The organism is Sporosarcina sp. FSL K6-3508 (assembly GCF_038615825.1).
GTDB lineage: Bacteria > Bacillota > Bacilli > Bacillales_A > Planococcaceae > Sporosarcina > Sporosarcina newyorkensis.
Genome location: NZ_CP152016.1, coordinates 233,170 through 255,997, shown reverse-complemented (window position 1 = coordinate 255,997; position 22,828 = coordinate 233,170). Strand labels below are relative to the sequence as shown.

The 22,828-nt window shown below is 43.3% G+C and carries 23 protein-coding genes and 1 riboswitch; of the genes, 7 read left to right on the top strand and 16 right to left on the bottom strand.

What is annotated here, in order from left to right; all coding sequences use genetic code 11:
* Positions 1-96 precede the first annotated feature (96 nt).
* A riboswitch (SAM riboswitch) is annotated at positions 97-203 on the bottom strand.
* Positions 204-299: 96 nt separating this feature from the next.
* The 6 genes from MKX97_RS01200 to MKX97_RS01175 form a co-directional block, all read right to left on the bottom strand.
* Positions 300-1,076, bottom strand: a complete 777-nt coding sequence (locus tag MKX97_RS01200) for a sulfite exporter TauE/SafE family protein (RefSeq protein WP_009766518.1) — start codon at positions 1,074-1,076, stop codon at positions 300-302.
* A gap of 60 nt (positions 1,077-1,136) precedes the next feature.
* Positions 1,137-1,364: a sulfurtransferase TusA family protein gene (locus MKX97_RS01195; RefSeq protein WP_078817598.1), complete on the bottom strand. Its 228-nt coding sequence runs from the start codon at positions 1,362-1,364 to the stop codon at positions 1,137-1,139.
* A gap of 423 nt (positions 1,365-1,787) precedes the next feature.
* The gene (locus tag MKX97_RS01190; protein WP_078817599.1) at positions 1,788-2,909 is read right to left on the bottom strand and encodes an MBL fold metallo-hydrolase; all 1,122 of its coding nucleotides are present in this window, start codon (positions 2,907-2,909) and stop codon (positions 1,788-1,790) included.
* Positions 2,909-3,484, bottom strand: a complete 576-nt coding sequence (locus MKX97_RS01185) for a sulfurtransferase TusA family protein (RefSeq protein ID WP_078817600.1) — start codon at positions 3,482-3,484, stop codon at positions 2,909-2,911. The genes MKX97_RS01190 and MKX97_RS01185 overlap by 1 nt, the downstream gene beginning before the upstream one ends.
* A gap of 47 nt (positions 3,485-3,531) precedes the next feature.
* Positions 3,532-4,011, bottom strand: a complete 480-nt coding sequence (locus tag MKX97_RS01180; protein ID WP_009766522.1) for a DsrE/DsrF/DrsH-like family protein — start codon at positions 4,009-4,011, stop codon at positions 3,532-3,534.
* An 82-nt stretch (positions 4,012-4,093) separates the two neighbouring features.
* Positions 4,094-4,357 carry a metal-sensitive transcriptional regulator gene (locus MKX97_RS01175; protein ID WP_009766523.1) on the bottom strand — a complete coding sequence of 88 codons (264 nt, stop codon included), beginning with the start codon at positions 4,355-4,357 and terminating at the stop codon, positions 4,094-4,096.
* A 193-nt stretch (positions 4,358-4,550) separates the two neighbouring features.
* Here MKX97_RS01175 and MKX97_RS01170 point away from each other — a divergent pair, with 193 nt between their 5' ends.
* A complete protein-coding gene (locus tag MKX97_RS01170; protein WP_009766524.1) occupies positions 4,551-4,790 on the top strand; it encodes a DUF2187 family protein in 240 nt (79 codons plus the stop codon).
* 65 nt (positions 4,791-4,855) lie between these two features.
* Here the strand turns inward: MKX97_RS01170 and MKX97_RS01165 are convergent, their stop codons facing one another.
* Entirely contained in the window at positions 4,856-5,734 is an 879-nt protein-coding gene (locus MKX97_RS01165; RefSeq protein WP_009766525.1) for a DMT family transporter, read from the bottom strand.
* A 218-nt stretch (positions 5,735-5,952) separates the two neighbouring features.
* Between MKX97_RS01165 and hutG the strand changes: the two genes are divergently transcribed.
* The 4 genes from hutG to MKX97_RS01145 all read left to right on the top strand — a co-directional run bounded on the left by hutG (position 5,953) and on the right by MKX97_RS01145 (position 10,389).
* The gene (hutG, locus tag MKX97_RS01160; protein WP_342536718.1) at positions 5,953-6,912 is read left to right on the top strand and encodes a formimidoylglutamase; all 960 of its coding nucleotides are present in this window, start codon (positions 5,953-5,955) and stop codon (positions 6,910-6,912) included.
* A complete protein-coding gene (gltS, locus tag MKX97_RS01155; protein ID WP_342536717.1) occupies positions 6,909-8,099 on the top strand; it encodes a sodium/glutamate symporter in 1,191 nt (396 codons plus the stop codon). The genes hutG and gltS overlap by 4 nt, the downstream gene beginning before the upstream one ends.
* Before the next feature lie 111 nt (positions 8,100-8,210).
* A complete protein-coding gene (gene pepT / locus MKX97_RS01150; protein WP_342536716.1) occupies positions 8,211-9,437 on the top strand; it encodes a peptidase T in 1,227 nt (408 codons plus the stop codon).
* Between the two features lie 4 nt (positions 9,438-9,441).
* A complete protein-coding gene (locus tag MKX97_RS01145) occupies positions 9,442-10,389 on the top strand; it encodes a multidrug resistance efflux transporter family protein (RefSeq protein ID WP_342536715.1) in 948 nt (315 codons plus the stop codon).
* Between the two features lie 297 nt (positions 10,390-10,686).
* On the opposite strand, the gene MKX97_RS01140 is transcribed toward MKX97_RS01145, so the two are convergent.
* From MKX97_RS01140 to MKX97_RS01100, 9 genes are all read right to left on the bottom strand, one after another.
* Positions 10,687-11,580, bottom strand: a complete 894-nt coding sequence (locus MKX97_RS01140) for a DMT family transporter (RefSeq protein ID WP_342536714.1) — start codon at positions 11,578-11,580, stop codon at positions 10,687-10,689.
* Positions 11,581-11,955: 375 nt separating this feature from the next.
* Positions 11,956-13,026, bottom strand: a complete 1,071-nt coding sequence (locus MKX97_RS01135) for an ABC transporter substrate-binding protein (protein ID WP_009766531.1) — start codon at positions 13,024-13,026, stop codon at positions 11,956-11,958.
* Positions 13,027-13,058: 32 nt separating this feature from the next.
* Positions 13,059-13,838 carry an ABC transporter ATP-binding protein gene (locus MKX97_RS01130; protein ID WP_009766532.1) on the bottom strand — a complete coding sequence of 260 codons (780 nt, stop codon included), beginning with the start codon at positions 13,836-13,838 and terminating at the stop codon, positions 13,059-13,061.
* 5 nt (positions 13,839-13,843) lie between these two features.
* A complete protein-coding gene (locus MKX97_RS01125; protein ID WP_009766533.1) occupies positions 13,844-14,662 on the bottom strand; it encodes an ABC transporter permease in 819 nt (272 codons plus the stop codon).
* Between the two features lie 478 nt (positions 14,663-15,140).
* Positions 15,141-16,055 (bottom strand): aminopeptidase, encoded by a 915-nt coding sequence (locus tag MKX97_RS01120; RefSeq protein WP_040758659.1) that lies wholly within the window; start codon positions 16,053-16,055, stop codon positions 15,141-15,143.
* Positions 16,056-16,097: 42 nt separating this feature from the next.
* Complete coding sequence (locus tag MKX97_RS01115) at positions 16,098-16,763, bottom strand: AroM family protein (RefSeq protein ID WP_040758662.1); 666 nt, start codon at positions 16,761-16,763, stop codon at positions 16,098-16,100.
* Positions 16,760-17,923, bottom strand: coding sequence for an amidohydrolase family protein (locus MKX97_RS01110; RefSeq protein WP_009766536.1), 1,164 nt, complete (start codon positions 17,921-17,923; stop codon positions 16,760-16,762). The genes MKX97_RS01115 and MKX97_RS01110 overlap by 4 nt, the downstream gene beginning before the upstream one ends.
* Positions 17,923-19,014: an amidohydrolase family protein gene (locus MKX97_RS01105; protein WP_050804648.1), complete on the bottom strand. Its 1,092-nt coding sequence runs from the start codon at positions 19,012-19,014 to the stop codon at positions 17,923-17,925. Before MKX97_RS01105 ends, MKX97_RS01110 begins: the two co-directional genes overlap by 1 nt.
* Positions 19,015-19,092: 78 nt before the next feature.
* Complete coding sequence (locus MKX97_RS01100; RefSeq protein ID WP_221837719.1) at positions 19,093-20,700, bottom strand: ABC transporter substrate-binding protein; 1,608 nt, start codon at positions 20,698-20,700, stop codon at positions 19,093-19,095.
* A 248-nt stretch (positions 20,701-20,948) separates the two neighbouring features.
* On the opposite strand from MKX97_RS01100, the gene MKX97_RS01095 reads away from it, so the two are divergent.
* Together MKX97_RS01095 and MKX97_RS01090 are read left to right on the top strand one after the other, a co-directional pair.
* Positions 20,949-21,914 carry an ABC transporter permease gene (locus MKX97_RS01095; RefSeq protein WP_078817608.1) on the top strand — a complete coding sequence of 322 codons (966 nt, stop codon included), beginning with the start codon at positions 20,949-20,951 and terminating at the stop codon, positions 21,912-21,914.
* A gap of 2 nt (positions 21,915-21,916) precedes the next feature.
* The gene (locus MKX97_RS01090; protein WP_139365987.1) at positions 21,917-22,813 is read left to right on the top strand and encodes an ABC transporter permease; all 897 of its coding nucleotides are present in this window, start codon (positions 21,917-21,919) and stop codon (positions 22,811-22,813) included.
* The last annotated feature ends 15 nt before the right edge of the window (positions 22,814-22,828 follow it).

Here is a 22,828-nt window from a genome sequence, read left to right as displayed (position 1 = left end):
GCAGCTGCCCTCTGCAGCTAGACAATGAGCCTAGTGAGGATACAAAGAAGCCCTCTTCCTAAAAATAAGAAGAGGGCTTTGCTTTCGCTCATACCTCTCTTATCTTCCAAACTGTCAACAGTTTGTAGGAAGTAGCACCTTTGCATAACTAGCCGGTTGCCGGGCATCATAGGGCCTAATCCCTCCGCCGCTCTTGATAAGAGTTTGTCTATTCGTTTTCCATCTTGAAAAATAGTATAAAGCCAATACCAACTAAATGCAAGGGTTATTAGTAGAATGTTTAGAAATCATTGTGATTTCTAAAAAATATCCCACCAAATTTTCACTGCAGAGCCCATGATCAATACAGCGAGAATTCCTTGCAACACTTTCGTATTGACTTTGCGACTTACCTTCACTCCAAGCGGGGCCGCCAGCACGCTCGCAATAATCATGACAAGCGCCGGTTCATAGGGAACTTGCCCTGTGAAGAGTTTTCCTGACGCCGAACCGATTGAAGACAATAAAGTGATTGCTAGCGAAGTGGCTATCGTGACCCGTGTAGGAATTTTTAATACAACAAGCATGATCGGTACGAGGATAAACGCCCCTCCTGCCCCTACAATTCCTGCAGCCAACCCAACTAGCAATGCAGTTCCTGTGGCTATCCATTTATTGAACGCAATTTCTTCCACGGGGATGTTATCAAGACCTTTTTGCGGAATGAACATCATCACGGCTGCCAGCACGGCCAATACACCATATACAATGTTAACGGTTGCTTCCGACAGCAGACTGGAACCTGCCCCTCCGATTACACTGCCGATCAATACGCTGATTCCCATATACAACACAAGTGGCTTCAAGATTAGATTGCTCTTGCGATAAGCAAAGACACCTGAGAGAGAAGCAAAGAATACTTCAACTGCCGTAATACCCGAGACGTCATGCGATGAAAAAGCTTCAAAACCAAGTAATGCAGGAATGAAAAGTAACATTGGATATTTGACGATGGCACCGCCAATTCCCATCATGCCGGAAAGGAATGAGCCGACAAATCCAATGAGGAAGATGGTGATGATAAATGTAAAACTCATGATGTTCTCTCTCCCTCCTTCCTAATGAAAGAGGGCAATGGAACACCCTCTTTGCTTAGTTTATCCTTTTTGAATCCAAAATTTAAAGACATCGGACTCTTGTTGCTGGTCCACTACCTTGTGATTTCCTGATGCGGCCCAAGCTGTCAAATCTGCTACAGATCCTTTGTCCGTTGCATGAATTTCAAGGATATCCCCTGCTTCTAGTTCTTTCATCGCTTTTTTTGTCCGTACGATCGGCATTGGGCAAGCCAATCCTTTAGCATCTAAAAATTTTGTCGTGTTCATTTGTATCTTCTCCTTTTGAATCGTTTTTAATTGAAAATAAAATTACAGTTTGTTGTCCCGTCGCTCGACTTCCATTGGCAGAGTAAAGTTCACTGGCACCGCTGTGCCGCTAGGGAATTGCCTTACGCCACGAGCCAGCTAGCGAAGTTCATGCTAGCAGTCTCATGGCAACGGCCGACCCCGCAGTTGCGGCTTCGCTGGAATGGGTAGGTATCATTATGTTGTGTTTAAAGTAGGCAATTCCGAGTCTGATGTCTAGTCTGAAATGGTCTTGCTAGAAAAACACATCGGTTAACCCCCACTCAAAAAAAGTAGGCGCCTCACAAGCGGGTATACGGAGCGATGTGACAGGCAGGCGTTCTTCCAGAACGGCACATTGCGGGAGCCATCCGCAAGCGCCGAAGTGGGTTCGATTACAACACCTTATCTCACCGCACAGCGATTCGGTCCGATTTCCATTTCGCGTTGTGTTTCTTCATCCGGTTGGACCTTGCCCATATTTGTCTGGCGGATTTCTTGATACGCATTTGGCTGTGGCGGTAGATTGCCTGTCACCAATTCCCTGAATTGCTCCTCATCCTCGATATTCAAGCCATGATTTCGTTCATATAACACGCCTAGCTTCTCTGCAACACTACCGTCGTCATTCAGCTCATCCATAATCATGAAATGCGCTGGAAGTACGATCAGTTCTTCGGATAACTCTTGGTAACGGCTGTATAATGATTCACGTAAATCACCTACCCAATCCTCTGCCAACCCTGCCAAATCAGGACGGCCAATCGAATCGATGAATAAAATATCCCCTGTCATCAAATAGCTGTCATCCACAATAAATGAAGTAGAACCAATTGTATGTCCAGGTGAATATAGCGGCTGGATATCAATTTTCGTTTTACCGATCTGGATAGAAGCCTCCTCTTCCAATGCTGCGAAATTGAATGTCACTTCTTCTGCGTCTTTCGGCGGCAACCAGTATGTTGCACCCGCTGCTTCCGCCAACTTGCGACCACCGGAAATATGGTCTGCATGCAAATGGGTGTCCAAGACATGTGTAATTTTAACTCCAAGCTGATCAGCAAATTCCGAAAATACATTCGTCATGCGCGTAGCATCCACGACTGCCGCTTCTCCATCGGAAGTGACCATGTAGGACAGGCAGCCCTTACCGATTCTTACGAATTGATAAAGCTCTCCTCCAGACTTCAAATCTCCAACTTTCACCGGCTCTAAATGCTCGCTCCAAGCTTTCATTCCGCCTTGCAAATACGCAACGGAATACCCTTCCTCATCGAGCATGTCCGCCACCATGATGGAAGATCCTTCTTTCGCACACACTACAAGTATTTCCTGATCTTTCGGAAGTGAATCCTCAATTTCTTCAATACCATCCAACAATTCAAAATAAGGGACGTTCATATGGCGTACTTGCTTCCCATCAATCTTCCAATCCTTAAACGCATCTTCATTACGTACATCGAGAATAAATAACGGTTCTTCACGAATCACTTTTTTAGCGACTTCACTTGCTTGAATGGCTCTCATTATTTCGTACCCCCTGTTGTATTTTCTGTATCTCCATTCCATCCCGACATGCCGGGAACCACGTTTGTAACAAACTCAAAACCAGCTTCCGAAAGCGTCTGGCAAGCCATGTCGCTTCGGTTTCCTGTACGGCAAATCACAAATATATTTTGATTCTTATCGAAATACGCAGCTTTCTCTTCTAGTTGTCCAAGCGGGACGGATAGGGCGCCGGGTATATGGCTGAAGGCGTACTCAGTAGGCTCCCTCACATCCAAGAGAACAGTATTCGGCTCTCGCAATTTATCCGCAAGCTGCTCATTCATAATCGTAACCGGGTACTTTTTCTCCTGCAGTTCGCCATTGTCTGCTTTTCTAACGTAGTGATGCCAGACATCCGCTTCCTGTACATTTCCCACATAGTGATGCCCTGCACTTTTCGCCCATGCCTGCAGATCAGCAACTGTGCCCGGATCGGTGGACTGCACTTCAAGCACTTGCCCTTCTAACATGTCTTTCATCGCTTTTCTCGTCCTGACGATCGGCATCGGACAAGCTAGACCTTTCGCGTCCAACATTCTGTCTGTTTGTATCATAGTATTCCTCCTATACACCATGGGGTATATTAATTTGAAAAAATTTATTAAATAAATAAATTTACCTGGCCATCTTGTGCTTCACCTAAATAAGCAGCTACACCACCATAATCCACATCTTCCAATAATTCTTTCTGACTGAGACCAAGCAAATCCATCGTCATCGTGCAGGCGATCAATTTAATGTCTTGTTCTATGGCCAGGTCAATCAGCTCAGGTAATGGCATAGCTTGGTGCTTCTTCATCACATGTTTAATCATTTTTGGACCCATCCCAGCGAAATTCATTTGGGAAAGACCCATTTTATCGGCGCCACGCGGCATCATTTTACCAAACATCTTCTCAAGAAACCCTTTTTTACTTTGAATTGGCTCATCTTTTCGCAATGCATTCAATCCCCAAAATGTATGGAAGATCGTGACTTCATGATCGTATGCAGCCGCTCCATTCGCGATAATATAAGCAGCCATCGCTTTATCATAATCGCCGCTAAACAGCACGATTGTTGTTTTCTTTTGTTCTGTCATGTTCTCATCCCTTTCTTTTCAAAACTTTATATACCTATAGGGGTATATTACACTTTATAAAAAAAGAGTCAAGCTTATTTTATCAGCGACTCTTTACAAGCAAATCCACCGCTTCATTAATAATCGATTCGTGGGAACGATCATCCATTTCTTCTAGATTTTGCATACAGGTAATCAAATTAGAGCTCACGATAACACCTATTGTGCGATCGATCGCAGAACGGCTGGCCGATAATTGGGTAATGACTTCTTTGCAATCCTTACCTTCTTCCATCATACGCAACACGCCTTTAATTTGACCTTCTATACGTTTCAACCGATTTTTCACTTTATCATCGTACTCCATATGTCTCACCTTCCTTCGCATTATGTATAGATTATACCCTGAGTGGTATACTGTCAACCAAATGCTTTATCAATCGACAGGTTTCTACTATTCTGAAATTTTTTGCGCGATGTGTTATACTAGTTCTAGTAGGCTATTGTACGTTTTATTCCATTTGTCAGAGACAAGTCTTCGACAGATGAGACCCTCACTAATGAAGGAGTTGATTCGATTGGCATTTCCTCGTAAAGATCGTCCGATTTCTGATTTTGTGGCCTCGCGATATGTAGATGAAGTCATATCTTTTAACCGCAATCAACATGAAGTTTCCGGAACGATACACAAGATTCTCGAAAACTCCGTCATCGTCAAAATTTCTGAGGCAGACGCGGAACAAATTGGCGCTGCTTCCAATATGACTGTTGTTGCACACAAAAATTATACGGTAGAGTAATCTATTTTTCATGCCTTGCATCTTTACTATGCAAGGCTATTTTTTATCAATAAACCCACAGCCCCTTAAGTCGGCAACTTGCCCAATTCTCGCTTACTCCTCCAGTTTACAAGAAAAATCCCTAGACAGATTAGCAATCCACCGACGATCAATGAAAACGACAACTTCTCGTCCAACAATAACCAGCCCGTCAATGTACCGAAAAACGGTGCAAGAAACAAAAACGCGCTCGTCCGCTCAGGATTGCCGGTCTGCAATAAATAAAACCAGATCGAGAACTGGACAATGGAGGCAGCAATCGCCAGCCATCCTAAAATCACTAATGATAAAGCATTCACTTCGAAAAATGGCTCTTCCAATAAAAAGCTAGCGACAAATAAGATGAGCCCCCCAAAAAGCATTTGATATGCCGTCATCACCCAGGTATCAAAACGGTAGCCATGCACTTTGACAATGAGTGTAGCACACGCCCACGCCACGGCAGATAAGAAGCCAAGCACTGTACCTACCTTCAGATCCAAATGTCCGCCCATCGTAATAAACACACCAAATAACCCGCAAATTACGCCAAGCCATTGCTGCAGCCGATAATGAATTCGCAGTACAAGCGTACCGATCACCACAACTAGAAGCGGATTGGTGAACGTCAAGATAGAAGTTTCACCGGAAGTGATTGTCCGTAACGCAATAAAAATACACCCCATCACAGCAGCCGTCTGTAACGAACCAATCAGCACCAGCCACTTCCACTCTCCAAACGTTTTGGGATGTGGTTTTTTTAGTATTTTTACGATTATTGCCATAATGATTCCCGCAATGGAAAAGCGCAAGGCCACCAATAGTAAAGGTGAGGAATACTCCAACCCAATTTTGCCGATCGCAAAAGAAGATCCCATCAATGCAGTCGTAACAACCACTAAAAAGCCAAACAAAAATTTATTCATAGAGTCAATTCCTTTCCATCCGCTTTATAGATAGGACGTCTTTTTGCAACGACTTCTATAACACGACCGAGCAGCATTCCAATACGGTGATTGCTTAATTTTCATTCATTCTTCTCTCACCTATAGCCTTAAAGCATGAATTCATGAAAAAGATGTATTAGAATTTATAAATGCAGACCACTATAATAAGAGTAACACGCCCGAAAGGATGAAGTATATTGTTAATTCAAACTAATGAAAAATTCTGGTCAGGTCGAACTGACAGCGAGACGAACAGAGCCGCATTTCGTATGCATCAAGTGATACAACTTTCCGCTCCTCAAGAAAGAGTCAACAATAAGACATGCACGCTGATCGGCTTCTCTTCAGAAGAAGGCGTACGACGCAACAATGGCAGACTTGGAGCTGCAGAAGGGCCAAATGCCTTGCGGAGTGAATTGGCAAAACTCCCATGGCGCATGCCTGCTGAATGCCAGCTGATGGATGTGGGTACAATAGTTTGTGAAGGTAATCAACTCGAACAGGCACAAGCTGAATTAGGTGCCGCCGTTCGAGACAGCTTGGAGAAAAATGCGTGCCCTGTCATTTTAGGGGGCGGCCATGAAACCGCATACGGACACTACCTAGGCGTTCGGGAATTTATCGGTCCTGATGCGAAACTAGGCGTCGTTAATATCGACGCGCATTTCGACTTGCGCAGCTATGACGAGCAGCCATCCTCGGGAACGATGTTCAAACAAATGCTTGACACGGATGAAAACGTTGAATACTTGGTGCTCGGCATTCAGGAGTTTGGAAATACAGATATATTATTTGACGAAGCTGACGCACAAGGCGTGTCATATGTGACAGAACAAGAAATCACATCGGGTATTATGGACGAAATCTTACAGAAAATCAGCTTTTTCATTGAAAAGCAGGACTATGTTTTGTTAACATTGTGTTCTGATGTATTGAATTCGGCCTATGCTCCCGGGGTGAGTGCTCCTTCTCCATTTGGATTGGATCCTCTCATCGTACGGACGTTTATCCAAACCGTAGCGTCTCATAAGAAAACCCTTTCATTTGACATCTCAGAGATTAATCCAGCACTTGACCATCAAAACCAAACAGTCAAACTGGGTGCCTACTTAACTAATGAAGCAATCGTTGCATTGCTGAGAGGAAGAATTACATGACGATTGAGTTAAACCAAATTACGACACTGTTTTTAGCCTTAGCACTTCTAACAATCGGAACTCTCCTAGTACGTAAAATCGGAGTTCTCCAAAAATTCTGCATACCCGCCCCTGTCGTAGGCGGGTTGCTTTTTGCCGTTTTTGCGACTATTTTGAAGACAACTGACCTTTTGAGCTTCCAATTGGATACTTCTTTGCAAAATTTATTCATGTTAACGTTTTTCACGACAGTCGGTTTAGGTGCAAGTTTCAGCCTGATTCGTCTGGGTGGGAAATTACTCATCGTCTATTGGATCGCATGTGGTTTTTTGGCTTTGGTGCAAAACGTCATCGGTGTATCAATGGCCTATTTATTTAATCTGCATCCGCTTATCGGTATGATGGCAGGCGCCGTCTCGATGGAAGGCGGCCACGGCGGTGCAACAGCTTATGGACAAACATTGGAAAGTCTCGGTATTGACTCCGCTCTGTCCATCGGGATTGCGGCCGCTACGTTTGGTCTTGTCGCTGGCGGTCTCGTCGGCGGGCCAATCGTCAAATACTTAATCAATAAACACAACTTGAAATCTACAGAAGTCGAGCATGAAGCCGCCTATTCGGTAGAAGCGCATGAAGCACCGATCAATACGGATAATTTCCTGACGCAAGTGTTGCTGATCACAGCTTGTATCGCAGGTGGAACATTTATTGGTGATTTATTTTCCAGTTTAACTGGCTTTGTTATGCCTGGCTACGTCGGTGCAATGTTTGTCGCAGTAATTGTACGTAATATAGTCGATCGCTTCAAGGACGATGCGGTTCATATGACAAGCATCAACTTGATCGGTGATGTATCTCTTGGTATCTTCTTGTCTATGGCATTGATGAGCATCAAACTATGGGAAGTCGCTGGTTTGGCTTTGCCATTACTGGTTATCGTCTTCGTACAAGTACTCTTCGTTGTACTATTTGCGATTTTCGTTTTGTTCCGTTTACTCGGAAAAGATTACGATGCTGCAGTCATGATCGCTGGTTTTGCAGGACATAGTCTGGGAGCGACGCCTAATGCCATGGCCAACATGGCAGCGGTCACAGGACGATACGGTCCTTCACGTAAAGCGTTCTTGATCGTGCCTATTGTCGGCGCATTCTTGATTGACGTCGTATCGATGCCTATCATTATCACGACGATTAATATATTTAGTTAATGTCAGAAGAACCGGACGAGTTGTCCGGTTCTTTTTGTTTCATTTCCTACGTATTTGACTAGACCTTCTGTTAAAATGAAAGCATTCGCAATTTAGAGAGGAGTTTGTCTATTGAAAGAACAATTGATTGAACGTTTAATTCGCTATGCAAAAATTGATACGCAGTCTGATGCCGATTCTAATTCGACACCGTCTACGGCAGGACAGTGGGATTTATTGCATATGCTTGAAAAAGAACTGGCGGAGATCGGTTTAGAAGAGATATCATTGGATGAAAACGGCTATTTATTCGCCACTTTACCGGCCAATACGGAAAAAGAACTCCCAACAGTCGGATTTCTGGCGCACGTCGACACTGCGACAGATTATACAGGCAAGGATGTACGCCCACAGTGCATCGATCGCTATGACGGCAAAGACATCCAGTTAAATAAAGCTACCATCATGACCGTAGAAGCCTTTCCTGAGTTGAAAAACTACCTCGGGCATACGCTCATCACAACCGACGGCTCGACTTTGCTTGGTGCAGACGACAAAGCAGGTATATCAGAGATCATGACTGCTATGCAATACTTAGTGGAGCATCCTGAAATCAAACACGGTAAAGTGCGTGTCGGTTTCACGCCGGACGAAGAAATTGGACGTGGCCCGCATAAATTCGATGTCGAGCGATTCGGCGCAGAGTTCGCCTATACGATGGACGGCGGTCCGCTCGGAGAACTGCAGTATGAAAGCTTCAACGCTGCGGGGGCTGTGCTGACATTCCATGGGACCAACGTACATCCCGGCACCGCCAAAGGAAAAATGGTCAACTCCCTATTGATCGCTGCAGAGTTCCAAGAAGCAATGCCTGAGAATGAAATCCCACAAGAAACAGCGAATTATGAAGGGTTCATTCATCTAATGGAAGCAGAGGGCACTGTGGAAAAGACGACCTATCAGTATATTATCCGCGACTTTGATCGGGATGCGTTCGAGGCTCGAAAACAGCTGGTTCAAGATACTGCGGCCCGTCTTCAAGAGAAATATGGGAAACATGCAGTAGAGCTTTCATTGACTGACCAATACTTTAATATGCGCGAAAAGATTGAGCCCGTTATCGAGATTGTCGACATCATGGCAGATGCCTATCGCAATTTGGAAATCGAGCCAAAAATCGAACCAATCCGCGGCGGCACGGACGGATCTCAATTATCGTATATGGGCATGCCCACTCCGAACGTTTTCACAGGCGGGGAGAATTATCACGGCAAGTATGAATTCATTTCGGCAGACACGATGGTAAAAGCCACTCAAGTCATCATCGAAGCTTTGAAACTACAAGAACAGCGCGGTTAATCAGATGAAAGCGATTGGCATCGGAGTTTTATCGGCACTCTTTTTTGCTGTGACGTTTGTCTTGAATCGATCTATGGAACTCGATGGCGGCAGTTGGTTATGGAGTGCTGCTCTGCGCTATTTCTTCATGGTGCCGTTTCTTTTCGTCATTGTGGCGATGCGTGGCGGATTATCTGGAATGAAACGCGAAATGACTGCCGCTCCTCGACCTTTTTTTATTTGGAGTTTTGTTGCGTTTGTTCTTTTTTACGGCCCACTGACGTTTTCAGCAGGGTATAGTCCGGGCTGGTTAGTAGCGGGGACATGGCAAATGACCATTGTGGCAGGTGTTTTGCTGGCTCCGTTTTTCACCTTTCAAGCGAAAACCGAAACTGGTGATCTCCGAACAATCCGTCATAGGATTCCAAAGGCTTCCTTAATTATTTCATTGATTATACTAGTCGGCGTAGTGTTAATTCAAATTCCACACGCGAACAGTGTATCGACCAAAATTATTTTGCTCGGTACGTTACCGTTAGTAATGGCCGCTTTCGCCTACCCGCTCGGCAATCGGAAAATGATGGATTTGCTCGGCGGCCGGCTTGATATGTTCCAACGTGTTCTGGCGATGACGTTGATGACACTGCCATTTTGGCTTGTCATGGCACTCTATGCCTGGGCAACCGTAGGGCTTCCTTCCACCAGCCAAGTTGTGCAGTCAGTGATCGTCGCCGTCAGCTCAGGTGTCATTGCGACCTCTCTCTTTTTCATGGCTACCGATATGGTACAGCATGATCAGGGCAAGCTCGCGGCCGTCGAAGCTACACAATCCGTCGAATTGATCTTCGCGATGCTTGGTGAAATGGTACTTCTCAGCTTGCCTTTGCCAGGTGCACTTTCATTGGTCGGCGTACTGGTCATCATTGGTGGTATGTCCTTGCATAGTTATCAGACGGCATTAGCCGCAAAATAATCAATTGCGTCTAGATTTTGAATCGATCGTGCTCGATTCACTCCTTTCAAAATCTGTGACATCCGCCGGAGGCTTAGGCCTACAGGAAGTAGGTCATGCAGGCATTGCCACAGGATGTGGCGATCTTAGCCTGCGTACTTCTATTGTTCAGCGGGCGTTAGAATACCCGCTGAACAGGAAATAAAACTGCATTCATCACACCGCCTAAAGAGGTGAAGACTTCTGCTGAATAAAGATAAAAGCAGAGCTGTCACAGAAGTCACATTGCGCTGACTTGCTGGACAGTTCTGCCCTTTTTTATATTTTCCGCTCGTTTACGTGCTGTACATTGCGCTTCCTAAAAAACTGCGGCTTTGTTTCAGATAATAAAATGGCTACAAATATGAGCAATGCACCTAGGAACATGCGGAAGGTCAGGACTTCATACGCCAAAGCTACGGAGAAGGCCATCCCCCATACCGATTCAGTCGATAAAATAATTGCTGCCTTCGTCTCCGATAAATGCTTTTGTGCGATCGTCTGCATTAAAAACGCTATGGTCGTTGAAAATACAGCCAAATAGATTACAGCCCCCATTCCTGATGAAACCATCGAGAATGACGTTTCGCCTAATCCAATGACAGTCAAACAACCAATCACTGCTGCGAACGCCATCTGCAAAAGCGTCAGCAATATCGGATCCACTGTCCGCACAAACTTTGCTGTGTAGAAAATATGGAAGGCAAACAGCACAGCACATCCGAGTGTCAGCACGTCTCCGAAATTCACACCGGCAGACCACTGCAGTGATAATACCGCCACACCGAGAAGCGCTAAAACCGCGCCGAACAATTCAAACGTATCAAGCCTCCGTTTATATAAAATGAAGGCGATAAATGGCACGATTACTACATTGACACCTGTCAAAAAAGCATTTTTCGAAGGTGTCGTGAATTGCAATCCAACTGTCTGAAGCGCAAAGGCTGCGTACAATAAAAAGCCGAGCACGGCACCCTTCCATAAAACGTTTCTCTCTACTTTACGCAATCGCTTATGGAACACCAAAGCCAATAAAATTGCTCCGATCGTAAACCGCACCGCCAAAATTTGATATGGGGTGTAGTAGTCGAGCGCCAACGCACTCATGACAAACCCGCTGCCCCAGATGATTGCGGTAATTGTCAGTCCGATTTCTCCTATGTATCTTTTCATTTCATCCACCATTCTTCCGATTATCAGTCTTTTCAGTTTAGCATGTTTTTTGTGGCTATTATAGAATATTTTCAAATTTCAAGAAGTGTAATCTTTATAAAATAAAGCTTTCTTAAAAGTCAGCAATGGTACTTTCTAACATGCTTAAGCAAGCCAGAGGAACGCACCAATAAGCCGACAGACCGAACGAAAGCATTGTTGCACCGAACCAAAAACTCCTGGTTCCGAACATTAAACAAGACGCACCGCTCCAAACCGTCTACAGAACACACCAAACCATCTGCGCACCGCACATTTCCTCTTCCCGCAATCACTGGAAACAAAAACTGCCCGAAAAGTCAGGTGAAAATGACTTCTCGGACAGCTCCACTTATCTTATTCCTCATACACACCAATTTCTTTAATCGCCCGTTCCACTAGCGATGGATCTACAGACTTGTCGAAATCGATTTCCCCACGGATCGCACCATTCGCTTTGTATGTCTCATACTGTTTCTTAATATCATCCACAAACATCTTGCCGTTTGGATCCAGCCCTGTCACAAATACTCGCTCCCATAACTCAGGATCCTTCAGCGCCGTATGCTTCACCATAATATCGATGATTTCTTCTTTCCCTTTCTCTTTAAAGAAGGCATCATTATAGTCACGGACCCCTTTCAGATAGGCAGCCATGAAACGCAGCGACAACTCCTCTTTCTCCATGAACTGTGGAGAAGCCAAAACCATTGCAATCTGTGACTCTGGCGCATAATCGGTCGCATCCCCAAAACGTACATGAAAGCCTTGGTGAATTCCTTGTGCGATGAGCGGCTCAATATTAAGCGCAGCATCAATCGTTCCCGAGTCGATTGCCCCAAGCATAGCGCCGAAATCTGCTATGTGCACATACTCTACATCCTCTTCCGTCAAGCCCGCATGCTTCAGCATCTCTTGATAAATATATCCGTCTATTGAATTACGCGAAGAAACCGCGATCTTCTTGCCTTTGAAATCACTATATTCTTTAATTTCATCTACCATATGATTGCCGATAACAAAGCTGAAGTACGACTTTCCAGGCATATTATGTCCTTTATCCGCAATGATCCGGACGTCGATCCCTTGTGCAATCGCATTGAAGAAGGACGCTGTGGATACACCGCCTGCAATATCTACTTCTCCTGCAGCCAACGCTGGCAGCATGTCATCACTATTGGCAAAGTCAGCAAACTCAACGGAAATATTATAGTCTTCAAAGTATCCTTTTTCCTTCGCGATATAGAAGCCCGCCCCTGAAGCCGCTCCGTCTTCCGCTATGAAAACTTTTGCTGGTTTCTCAAGCGGCGTCAAATCACCAGACTTCGGCTTACCATCGTCTGACGCCGGCTTTTCAACTTCTTTTGGCGAGCATGCCCCGACGATCAAAACCGCTGATAGGATACTGATCCAACCCGCCTTCTTCATCCACTTCCCCACACCATCTCTCCTTTTATCGTTTATTCCCTGGATTTCAATACTTCTTCCTGTAAGTGATGCCAGATCTCAATAAACTTTGCTGCCATTTCAGGATCTTTCCGAATGTCTTCAATCTTTCTAGGCCGCGGCTTATCGATAATGATTTCATCAATGATCTTGCCCGGTTGCGCCCCCATCAATAAAATGCGATCACTAAGCAAGAGCGCCTCATCGATACTATGCGTAATAAATAGTACCGTTTTCCTCGTTTCTGCCCAAATACTCAGCAACTCTTCCTGCAAAATGAATCGATTCTGTTCATCAAGCGCGCCAAACGGTTCATCCATCAATAAGATCTCGGGATCATTCGCAAAGGCTCGCGCAATACTCACCCGCTGCTTCATACCTCCTGACAGTTCTTTGGGATATAAAGAAGCAAACCGCTCCAAACCCGTTTTCTTCAAATAAAAGTTCGTTCGCTCCTCAATGAATGCTTTCGGTAATTTGCGCATTTTTAGTCCGAAGGCAACATTTTCACGAACCGTCAACCAAGGAATGACACCTCGTTCCTGAAAGACCATCGATTGCAACGGCCGATCATCTCGTTCCGTCGCAATCGTAAAACTCCCCACACTCGGTTGTTCCAGTCCGGCTAATATACGCAGAAGTGTAGTCTTACCACAACCACTAGGACCAACAAGGCAAACAAACTCACCTTCTTCCACGGTCAGCGAAATATTCTCGAGCGCAATAACACTTCCTTGTTTCTTGTAAAAAGCCTTCATGAGTCCTTCCACGGTAATTTTAGGCTTCCCCTCCATTTCATTCACCTCCATGGCAATAACTTATTTTGAAGGGCGCGCAAGATGAGCGAAAATAAATAGCCAAAAAAGGAGATAAGGATCAGACCGACATACATCTCGGGCAATAGAAAGGCCTTATAGGAAGTCCAGATCAAATAACCGATTCCCGAAGTGGCCCCCATCATTTCTGCTGCCACAATCGTCAGTAGTGCAATCGCCTGCCCCATTTGGATTCCCTCGAGCATAACTGGCAGCGATCCGGGAAGAGCAATTTTGAAAAAGAAATCTCGCCGGCTCGTTTGGTAATTATTCGCGACATCCAAATAAATTTTATCAATGTTCAGCACACCAGCCGCCGTGTTGATCACTACTGGGAAAAATACACTCCCCGCAATTGTTACGACTTTCGATAAATCTCCGATACCAAATAAAATAATGATAATCGGAAGCAATGCCAGTGTTGGAATCGGCATGAGTGCCATGACAATTGGCTGGACAAAGTGCCGTATTGGGGAATACAGGCCCATCAGCAAACCGATGATGATACCCGGGATCACGCCTGCCAAAAATCCGATGAAAATCCGGTACAGCGACACGCCTACATGCTGGGCCATCGTTCCGCTGACGATCATGTCATAAAATGTTTGAACAATTGTGCTTGGTGGAGGGAAAAATCGAATGTCCAGTATTCCGGTCCTTGATAATACTTCCCATAGCAACAAGAGAAATATAGGTGAGACAATTGTCAGCAATTGCTTCCCTCGTTCCTTGCGCTGCCTCACCTTCCACTCCCGTTGCTCCACCTCAAATGATTCATCACGGATTAGTTGTTGCTTCTCCACTCTTCACCACCTCTTCACTGCCTATAGTATGTGATCGCCTAGTGATATGGTTGGGCTTAGGTAAAGTGTAATGCAGTCATATTGAGAGTCTTCAAGTTTAAAAAAGACTAAGAGCCAGTTGTCATTCTAGGAATTAGGGAGAGGGAAAAACAAAAAGTTAAACGATTTCTTAAATAAGCTAGTGAGAAACAATATATTTTTATACACTCTAAAAAGTAAGAGGCGAAGCCATTATGGTAGGAATCACTGTTCCTGGACAGTGATTGGAAAATTGCGGTTATGAATGATGTTCAGTTGGAGGTTGAGTAAATCATAAGCGATGATAATTATTATGACGGTGACGGGCTGGAATACTTGCTTAAGAAATTCAGTGAGTAATTGTAGTTGATTGGGGATCGACTTGATATAGCCGTATTTAAATTTCAGTAATGATGTTAAGGCAATAAAATTGCCTTAACATCATTTTAATCAAGATAAATTATTTATCCCACTCAAGCCGAGGATGTTTTGTTACACAGTCGATATGAACATTTGATTCTATGGTTCCACCAAATGTGTGGTTAGAACCAAAAGCGATATGTACAGTCTGGTAGGCTTTTTCATCCTCCAAAATTTTTCCGGTTATGCGCGCGGCGTGGTTTGTTCCAATACCTAGTTCGCACAGCAGCCTTCCATTTTCTCGGCCTAATAAAGCTAGCAGTTTTTCTCCATCTCCCCCAGTTGCGTCTATTAATCGACCTTTTTTTATTGTTAGGACAATGGGTTCTTGAACCAAACCAATTCCAGCAATGGAGCCATTGATTTCAATAGTTCCTTCGGATTTCTCCTCTAATGGAGCGATATATGCCTCCCCAGAAGGTAAGTTTCCAGACATTCCTTTTTCTTTAAACACTCCAGTACTCGCGATACCTTGTCTCTTTCCTATTGGTATGGTTAATTTATGATTTTCGCCAGTATAAATAGTCACTTGTTGATGAGCATTCAGTTTCCCTGTCATTTCCTTTGTTTCCCGATCTACTCTTCCGTAATCCGCACGCAAAGCACCATTTAAAAACATATCTTCTGTGATTCCCGGCATTGTAATTACACTAATGTCCTTGGCATTCGCCTGTTTACGTGCAACAGTATGTGTCAAGGAATGCTTGGTAAGACAAAAGACCATATCAAAATTCAACATACGATTCGCGGCTTCACTAGGTGGCTCCTCGCCTGATTTAGTTCGATCTTCCATTACGTACAGATCCGCGTTCCATTCATCCGCTCTTAATGCACCTTCAAACTTACGACCAACATTTTCAGTACTTCGATCTGTCAATACCAGAATAGACGCTGATTTATCTAATGAAAAGTTTGTGCTCATAAGGCCTTTTACAATCGTTGCAAACTGTGTCATGTTCAACATCCTTTCATGTGTTTATCAACTTTTGTAACTATACTAAAACATTTCAGCAACCGCAGCAAACACTAAATTTCTCGATGGTAGTATTGGTTTTTCAGTGTACCGGGACATATACTGTTTCATTTTGTCATCGTACCCCATACAATCAAGGATGATAGCTTGTATAGGCCACTCATCCATACGCTCTGCTACTTTCTGAAATTCCGTCCACTCTACTTGGTACGGTGTGCAAGAATCAAGCATACAATCTATTTCAGCTTCATTCCACTTGTCTAAAATTTCGGTTCGTTGTTCGGATAGGGGGACAACCACGCCAATTTCCTTTTCGCGGAACAAACCTTTTACGATTTGACTTACTATATAATCGGGGTACAAAATGGGCTTTGTCGAAGTAAATAACTCAAACTTCCCAGTACAAGCAACTAAAATAGCATCAATATGATCGTCCTGACAAGCAGCCACCAATTTACCCAGTTCCTGATCTACAAATTTCTTTTCCAGCCGTACTTTTGAACCATCGCGCAATCGAGAAACAAGCGTCTGTCCCGGCTGTGAAGAGACTAGTGTCTCAATTTCATCAGGTTTATACGAATCCAAAATTCCACGTTCCACTATATTCACATGCGGAATATATTTTTTGAAGGTTTCATGCATATCCTCTCGCGGACTTTGACCAATCGTTAAGACACATAATGTTTTCAACGTATCATCCCCTCATGGCGATATACTTCTTTACCTTCTATATAAGTTGCAAGAACATTCGCTTTTGTCTCGAAGGGTTTGTGAGACCAAATTGCAAAGTCGGCATCTTTTCCTTTTTCTACAGAACCTACCTTATCGGCTATTCCCATAATAGCAGCTGCTGCACATGTAATACTTTCAAGCCCCGCCAACTCATCCAATCCATTTTTTACTGCCTCTACGACACAATAATAGAGATACTGTATTGGGATAAATGGATGGTCTGTCATTATAGCAAAAGGGATCCCTGTTTCATGGAAATGTTTCGGGCTCTTTGCTGTAGAAAAACGATTTTCATACTTTGTTGCCGGGGTCATATAAGGACCTAGTGTTACGGTAGCACCACTCGCCTTGATGGTATCAAGCATCAGCATACCTTCCGTACAATGTTCAAGTGATAATTTGACATTGTACTCTTTTGCAATCCGAATAGCAGTTGCTATATCATCGGCCCGATGACAATGTAACCGAAGGGGCATTTTTCGTTCCAATACTTCCACAAACGGCGCTAACGCTGAGTTATCCTTAGATAGCTGGTCTCTTTCACTATCTTTTAGCTGTAGCACCTGGTTAAAGCCTTTGCGTATCAAGTGAGCCACTGCCATTCGGGTCATCGGCATCGTTTTATATTGATTACCAAACACATTTTTAGGGTTTTCTCCTAATGCTCCTTTTAATCCACTTCTTTCTATGAGTATCCTGTCATCAAAAGAAGCACCTGCTGTTTTTAATATACTCCATACACCGCCGATTGGATTAGCACTTCCCGCACCTGTTTGAACAGTTGTAACTCCACCCATTACAGCCTGTTCAAATGAAAAGTGTCGTGGATCAATTCCATCTTTTGCATTCATTAAAGGGGTCCATGGACTTGAATATTCATTGGCATCATTTTGTCTTTCCGTAACTTCTGCCCATAATCCAACATGCGTATGCGCGTCGATTAATCCTGGCGTAATGAATTGACCTGTACAATCTATGACTTGTGCATCCGAAGGTAAATCTGTGTTCTTGCCTATCTTTGTAATCTCCCCTTCACATACCCAAATATCGGCATTCTGCAAAACTTCATTTGATTGGTTCATTGTGTATACTGTACCGTTACGTAAAACTGTAAGCATTAGCAATCTCCTTTACTATAAACTTCAGTACCTTTTATAAACGTTTTCAGTACCGTAGCCGTTATATTCATTGGGTGCTGATCCCAGATTACTAGATCACCAAACTTTCCAGTTTCAATCGTTCCCGTTATATGATCAATAGATAAAAGTTCGGCTGCTCCTTTTGTTAAGGCATAAAGCGCTTCATTCTCAGGTACACCTTCCCGAATGGCTAGTGACGCTTCCAACTTCAAGTTGGAGGCACCGCTTTTTGGATGATCTGATGCAAAGACAAATTTTTTCTGTTGTTCATGTAAGACCCGATACATCGATGGGTGAAGTTTCATTAATTCGTTACGTTCTATAGGTTGAAAAGCAGGCCCTGCAATAATTTCTTGAACTTGACTAGACCAACGTTCATCTATCAGGGGATATTCTGTGGCATGGACGAGCGTGATAGATACACCCACTTCTTGCGCAATTCGCAGTGCTGTCTCTATGTCGTCTGCTCGATGGCAACGGATAAATATTCGCTTATCCTTCAGGTCTGAAGATTGAATAAGCATATGCATCATTCTTCGCATCTCCGCAGCAATTCCCATTCGAGTCAGCGGCTTTCCGGTGACATCAAAATAAGCCTGCTTGGGCACATCACCCATAGAAAATGATATACCTCCACCTTCTGTAATGCACATTTCCTCAAACGTACTTCCTGTAGAATGGATAACAGCCGTTACCGCACCAACAACACTTTCCGGGCCCGACATAATATGATTTGCAGTTACTCCGGCTTCCAGTGCATCTTTAAACGAAGTATCGAAAGGGTAAATCCCATCGCGAACGTGGAAGATCATTCCTTTCCCGGCATACGGTTCATAACTGTCATTACCTTCCTTGCCAATCCCTGATTCCTTTAAACCAATAGAAGAACATGTGTCTATCAATCCAGGTGTTACATACATTCCATTCACATCAATCGATATTTCTACTGTTTGATCTTTTAATTCATCTGTCACTTCACGAATCCAATGGTCTTCAAGCAAAATATCTTTTTTTAAAAAAGCCTTATGATTAGTGTCAAATACAAACCCATTACGAATCAAAACTTTCAACGTTATCGCCTCACTTTTCATATATCAAAGGAAAAAAGCAGAGCTACGAGTACTCTACTTTTTCCTTTGCTTCATATTTTATTGCTTCAACCAAACATTGGCGCCGTTCGGATGCACAATTTGAATAGAGTTATCTGGTGACACATCAAACCCTTGTACTTTTTTATTAACCCCAGCAGTTGATTCTTGAACATCAATTTCAAGTCGAGGTACATCTTTTAAGATGATTTTCAATGCTTCTTGATACAACTTGGCACGCTCATCTTGATCTGCTGTATCAGAAAGTGCGCTGTTCAATAATTTATCTACTTCAGGATTTTCATAACCTTTACCATTACCCAATGCATTCAACTGATCCGTATGGAATAATTGGTATAAGAAGAAGTATGGATCTGGATACCATGACCAACCTCCAATTGACATTGGCGCATTTCCTTTGGACACTGTATCACTGTAAGTTCCCCATTCTACTACTTTAATCTCCACATCCACATTCAAGTTTTCTTTCATTTGGTTCTGGAAGATTGTCGCGTATGGGACACGTGCTTCTGCTACATAAATTTCTGTTTTAAATCCATCTGGATAACCTGCTTCAGCAAGTAAGTCTTTGGCTTTTTCTGGGTCATAAGTTGGCACGAGTTCTTCCAACTCTTTATCGTAGCCCCATGAGCCTGGGGGTAGAGGCAGATAAGAGCGTGTAGCTCCTCCCCATTGGTTTACCCCTTCTACTAACTCATCAACATTCGTAGCTTTATAGATGGCTTCCCGTACTTTCGGATCGGCAGTCGGACCTTTCTTGTTATTTAAGTCTAAGTACGTAATTGATAAAGCTTGTTGTGTAAGCAACTCAAGATTCTCATCTTGTTCAACTAATGCACGATTTTGTCCTTTAACATCCATCGCGATATCAATATCGCCGGAACGCAAAGCATTTGTCATCATATTCGTGTCCGCAATTACTTTCATCTTCACAGAATCCACGTGAGGCTTCTCACCCCAATATTTATCAAAACGCTCTAGTGTAAGCTGTTGATCTTTCTGCCAATCTGTAATTTTGAATGGGCCGGTTCCGACTAGGTTTGCACCAAAGTTATCGCCCCATCCTTCTACTTCCTCTTTCGGAACAATGACATTCCCTGCATCTGTCAATACTGCCAATAAAGCAGCGTTGGCTTTTTCTAAATGTACTTCTACTTCATTTTCACCTGTTACTTCTACTTTTGTCACTCCGCGCAAACGATTCATAACCGACTCATTTGCGGATCTTTCTAAACTATATTTGACGTCCTCTGCTGTCATTTGACGTCCATCTTGATATTCACCAGGTTGAAAATAGACATCATCACGCAACTGGAACGTATACACTAACAAGTCGTCTGAGATTTCCCAGCTTGTTGCAAGTGAAGGTTTAATTTCTGATAAATCTTTACTGTAAACTACAAGAGTATCAGCCACAGATCTCATAACTTGAGATTCATACACACCCGTATATTTTACAGGATCTAAGGTTTGTGGATTAGCGGATAAACCAATCTGTAACACCCCACCATCTTGCGGTTCTCCACTATTTGAATCTCCACTGTTCGATGACTCTCCGTCTATCGAAGAATTCTTTCCCGAACAAGCACCCAGTACTAACAATAAAGCCATGCTGAGTAAAAATAATCCTAGTACTCTTCTCCTCATCTCTCTCCCACTTCCCTCTGTTTCATATTGTGAACCAATGATTCACCGATTAAGATAGTTAATAATCTATCACAGAGATCTTTTCGTGTAAAGAGGTAATTTCAAATATTCTGATCCTTCATAAACTTAACAACACAATTACGGGAACAGAAAATTTACTATTTACTTTCAATTCTAACAATGCTAGAATTACGAATATTCACATTGTGAACCAGTGGTTCAAATTTAAGAAACAGAGGTGAAGGCGCATGGGGAAATATATAATCAAACGATTATTCGACTTACTTCCTACAGTTTTTGTAGTAGCAGTAATTGTATTCATCATTACACGACTGATCCCCGGTAATCCCGCTGCTGTAATGTTAGGACCAACAGCAAGCGTAGAAGATATTGAAAAATTAACTACACAACTAGGACTGGATCAACCGCTTTATAAACAGTTCCTTGATTACCTTTTGGGTTTATTACAAGGTGACTTTGGAACTTCCTTAAGTTATAACCAACCTGTTGCCCAATTAATAATGGAACGTTTTCCGAATACCGTGATTCTAGCTTTAGCTGCATTGGTCATTGCGTTACTCATCGGGATTCCTGCTGGCATGATCTCAGCTGCACGTCAAAACTCCGCGCTAGACTATGGCGTCATGCTTGTCTCATTACTTGGGGTTTCGATGCCAATATTTTGGCTAGGAGTTATGCTGGTTCTATTCTTCAGTGTGAACTTGGGGTGGTTCCCCGCAACAGGAATGGGAACACTCGACGATGGTTTACTTTCATATATAAAGCACCTCATACTCCCGAGTATTACTCTTGCTACGATTCCTATGGCAACCTTCGCCAGAATCACCCGATCGAGCATGTTGGAAGTTATTTCACAAGAGTACATTAAGACTGCACGTGCAAAAGGCGTTGCCGAGTTTTGGGTTATTTCAAAACACGTATTAAAAAATGCCTTAACACCTATTTTGACCGTCCTAGGTATGCAAATCTCCATGCTATTAGGTGGTGCTGTTCTAACAGAAACAATTTTCAGCTGGCCGGGCATGGGCCGACTTATCGTCGATGCAATCGACAAACGTGATTTCGTCGTAGTTCAGGGGACCGTTCTATTCATTGCTATTATTTTCGTATTAGTGAACTTACTCGTCGATATCCTATATAAAGTTGTAAATCCAAGAGTCAATTATGAATCTAGCAAAGGAGGAGGACAGTAATGATGAATGTCCAACCGAATACTCCTGAAACTATTGCTATAGAAGAAGGAAATTTACCTGTTAACGAAAAAGTATTCTTAAAAAAGTTATTGAAAAACAAATTAGCTGCGATTGGCTTGGCTGTTACCATACTAATGATTCTTGTAGCTATCTTTGCACCTTTCATTGCTACGCATCCACCGAACGAAATGAATGTTGGGAACTCTTTGAAACCGATAGGAGCTGACGGACATTTTTTAGGGACAGACAATTACGGACGTGATTTATTTAGTCGTCTAGTATATGGAGCTAGAATTTCATTAATCGTTGGAGTATCAGCTGTTTTATTTGGTGCTATTTTAGGTACATTTCTAGGTTTGATTTCCGGTTATTTTGGCGGAAAACTCGATTCCATCATTATGCGTACAATGGATGGACTGTTCGCATTCCCATTCATTCTTCTAGCAATTACACTAATGACTGTACTCGGTCAAGGACTTGTGAATGTAATTATCGCGATTGGTATTGCAAATATCCCCGGCTTTGCAAGAATCGTTCGGGGACAAGTACTTAGTGTGAAAGAAGAAGAATATATCGAAGTCACACATTCTCTTGGAGCTACCCATTCACGAATTTTATTTCAGCATGTGCTGCCAAACTGTTTAGCACCGCTTATCGTTTATGGAACTATGAGTGTGGCAGGCGCCATCATTTCAGAGGCTGCGCTAAGTTTCCTGGGTCTCGGCGTTCAACCCCCTACTGCTTCATGGGGAAGTATCTTGAAAGACGGCAAAGACTTCTTAGTATTAAACCCGCAAATGGCTACATTCTCAGGACTCGCCATTCTGATTACAGTTTTAGGTATTAACTTATTTGGTGACGGCTTAAGGGATGCTCTTGATCCAAAAATGCGAGTGTAACTGATAGGAGGAATT

Bases quoted from the DNA above. Each gene is read 5' to 3' on its own strand.
- MKX97_RS01090 (WP_139365987.1), top strand. From the start codon at position 21,917: ATGAATGTCCAACCGAATACTCCTGAAACTATTGCTATAGAAGAAGGA.
- MKX97_RS01175 (WP_009766523.1), bottom strand. From the start codon at position 4,357: ATGGAGTACGATGATAAAGTGAAAAATCGGTTGAAACGTATAGAAGGT.
- MKX97_RS01165 (WP_009766525.1), bottom strand. From the start codon at position 5,734: ATGAATAAATTTTTGTTTGGCTTTTTAGTGGTTGTTACGACTGCATTG.
- MKX97_RS01135 (WP_009766531.1), bottom strand. From the start codon at position 13,026: ATGAAGAAGGCGGGTTGGATCAGTATCCTATCAGCGGTTTTGATCGTC.
- MKX97_RS01195 (WP_078817598.1), bottom strand. From the start codon at position 1,364: ATGAACACGACAAAATTTTTAGATGCTAAAGGATTGGCTTGCCCAATG.
- MKX97_RS01120 (WP_040758659.1), bottom strand. From the start codon at position 16,055: ATGACACAGTTTGCAACGATTGTAAAAGGCCTTATGAGCACAAACTTT.
- MKX97_RS01140 (WP_342536714.1), bottom strand. From the start codon at position 11,580: ATGAAAAGATACATAGGAGAAATCGGACTGACAATTACCGCAATCATC.
- MKX97_RS01200 (WP_009766518.1), bottom strand. From the start codon at position 1,076: ATGAGTTTTACATTTATCATCACCATCTTCCTCATTGGATTTGTCGGC.
- MKX97_RS01095 (WP_078817608.1), top strand. From the start codon at position 20,949: ATGGGGAAATATATAATCAAACGATTATTCGACTTACTTCCTACAGTT.
- MKX97_RS01130 (WP_009766532.1), bottom strand. From the start codon at position 13,838: ATGGAGGGGAAGCCTAAAATTACCGTGGAAGGACTCATGAAGGCTTTT.
- MKX97_RS01170 (WP_009766524.1), top strand. From the start codon at position 4,551: ATGAAGGAGTTGATTCGATTGGCATTTCCTCGTAAAGATCGTCCGATT.
- MKX97_RS01145 (WP_342536715.1), top strand. From the start codon at position 9,442: ATGAAAGCGATTGGCATCGGAGTTTTATCGGCACTCTTTTTTGCTGTG.
- gltS (WP_342536717.1), top strand. From the start codon at position 6,909: ATGACGATTGAGTTAAACCAAATTACGACACTGTTTTTAGCCTTAGCA.
- MKX97_RS01185 (WP_078817600.1), bottom strand. From the start codon at position 3,484: ATGATACAAACAGACAGAATGTTGGACGCGAAAGGTCTAGCTTGTCCG.
- MKX97_RS01180 (WP_009766522.1), bottom strand. From the start codon at position 4,011: ATGACAGAACAAAAGAAAACAACAATCGTGCTGTTTAGCGGCGATTAT.
- MKX97_RS01110 (WP_009766536.1), bottom strand. From the start codon at position 17,923: ATGCTTACAGTTTTACGTAACGGTACAGTATACACAATGAACCAATCA.
- MKX97_RS01190 (WP_078817599.1), bottom strand. From the start codon at position 2,909: ATGAGAGCCATTCAAGCAAGTGAAGTCGCTAAAAAAGTGATTCGTGAA.
- MKX97_RS01100 (WP_221837719.1), bottom strand. From the start codon at position 20,700: ATGAGGAGAAGAGTACTAGGATTATTTTTACTCAGCATGGCTTTATTG.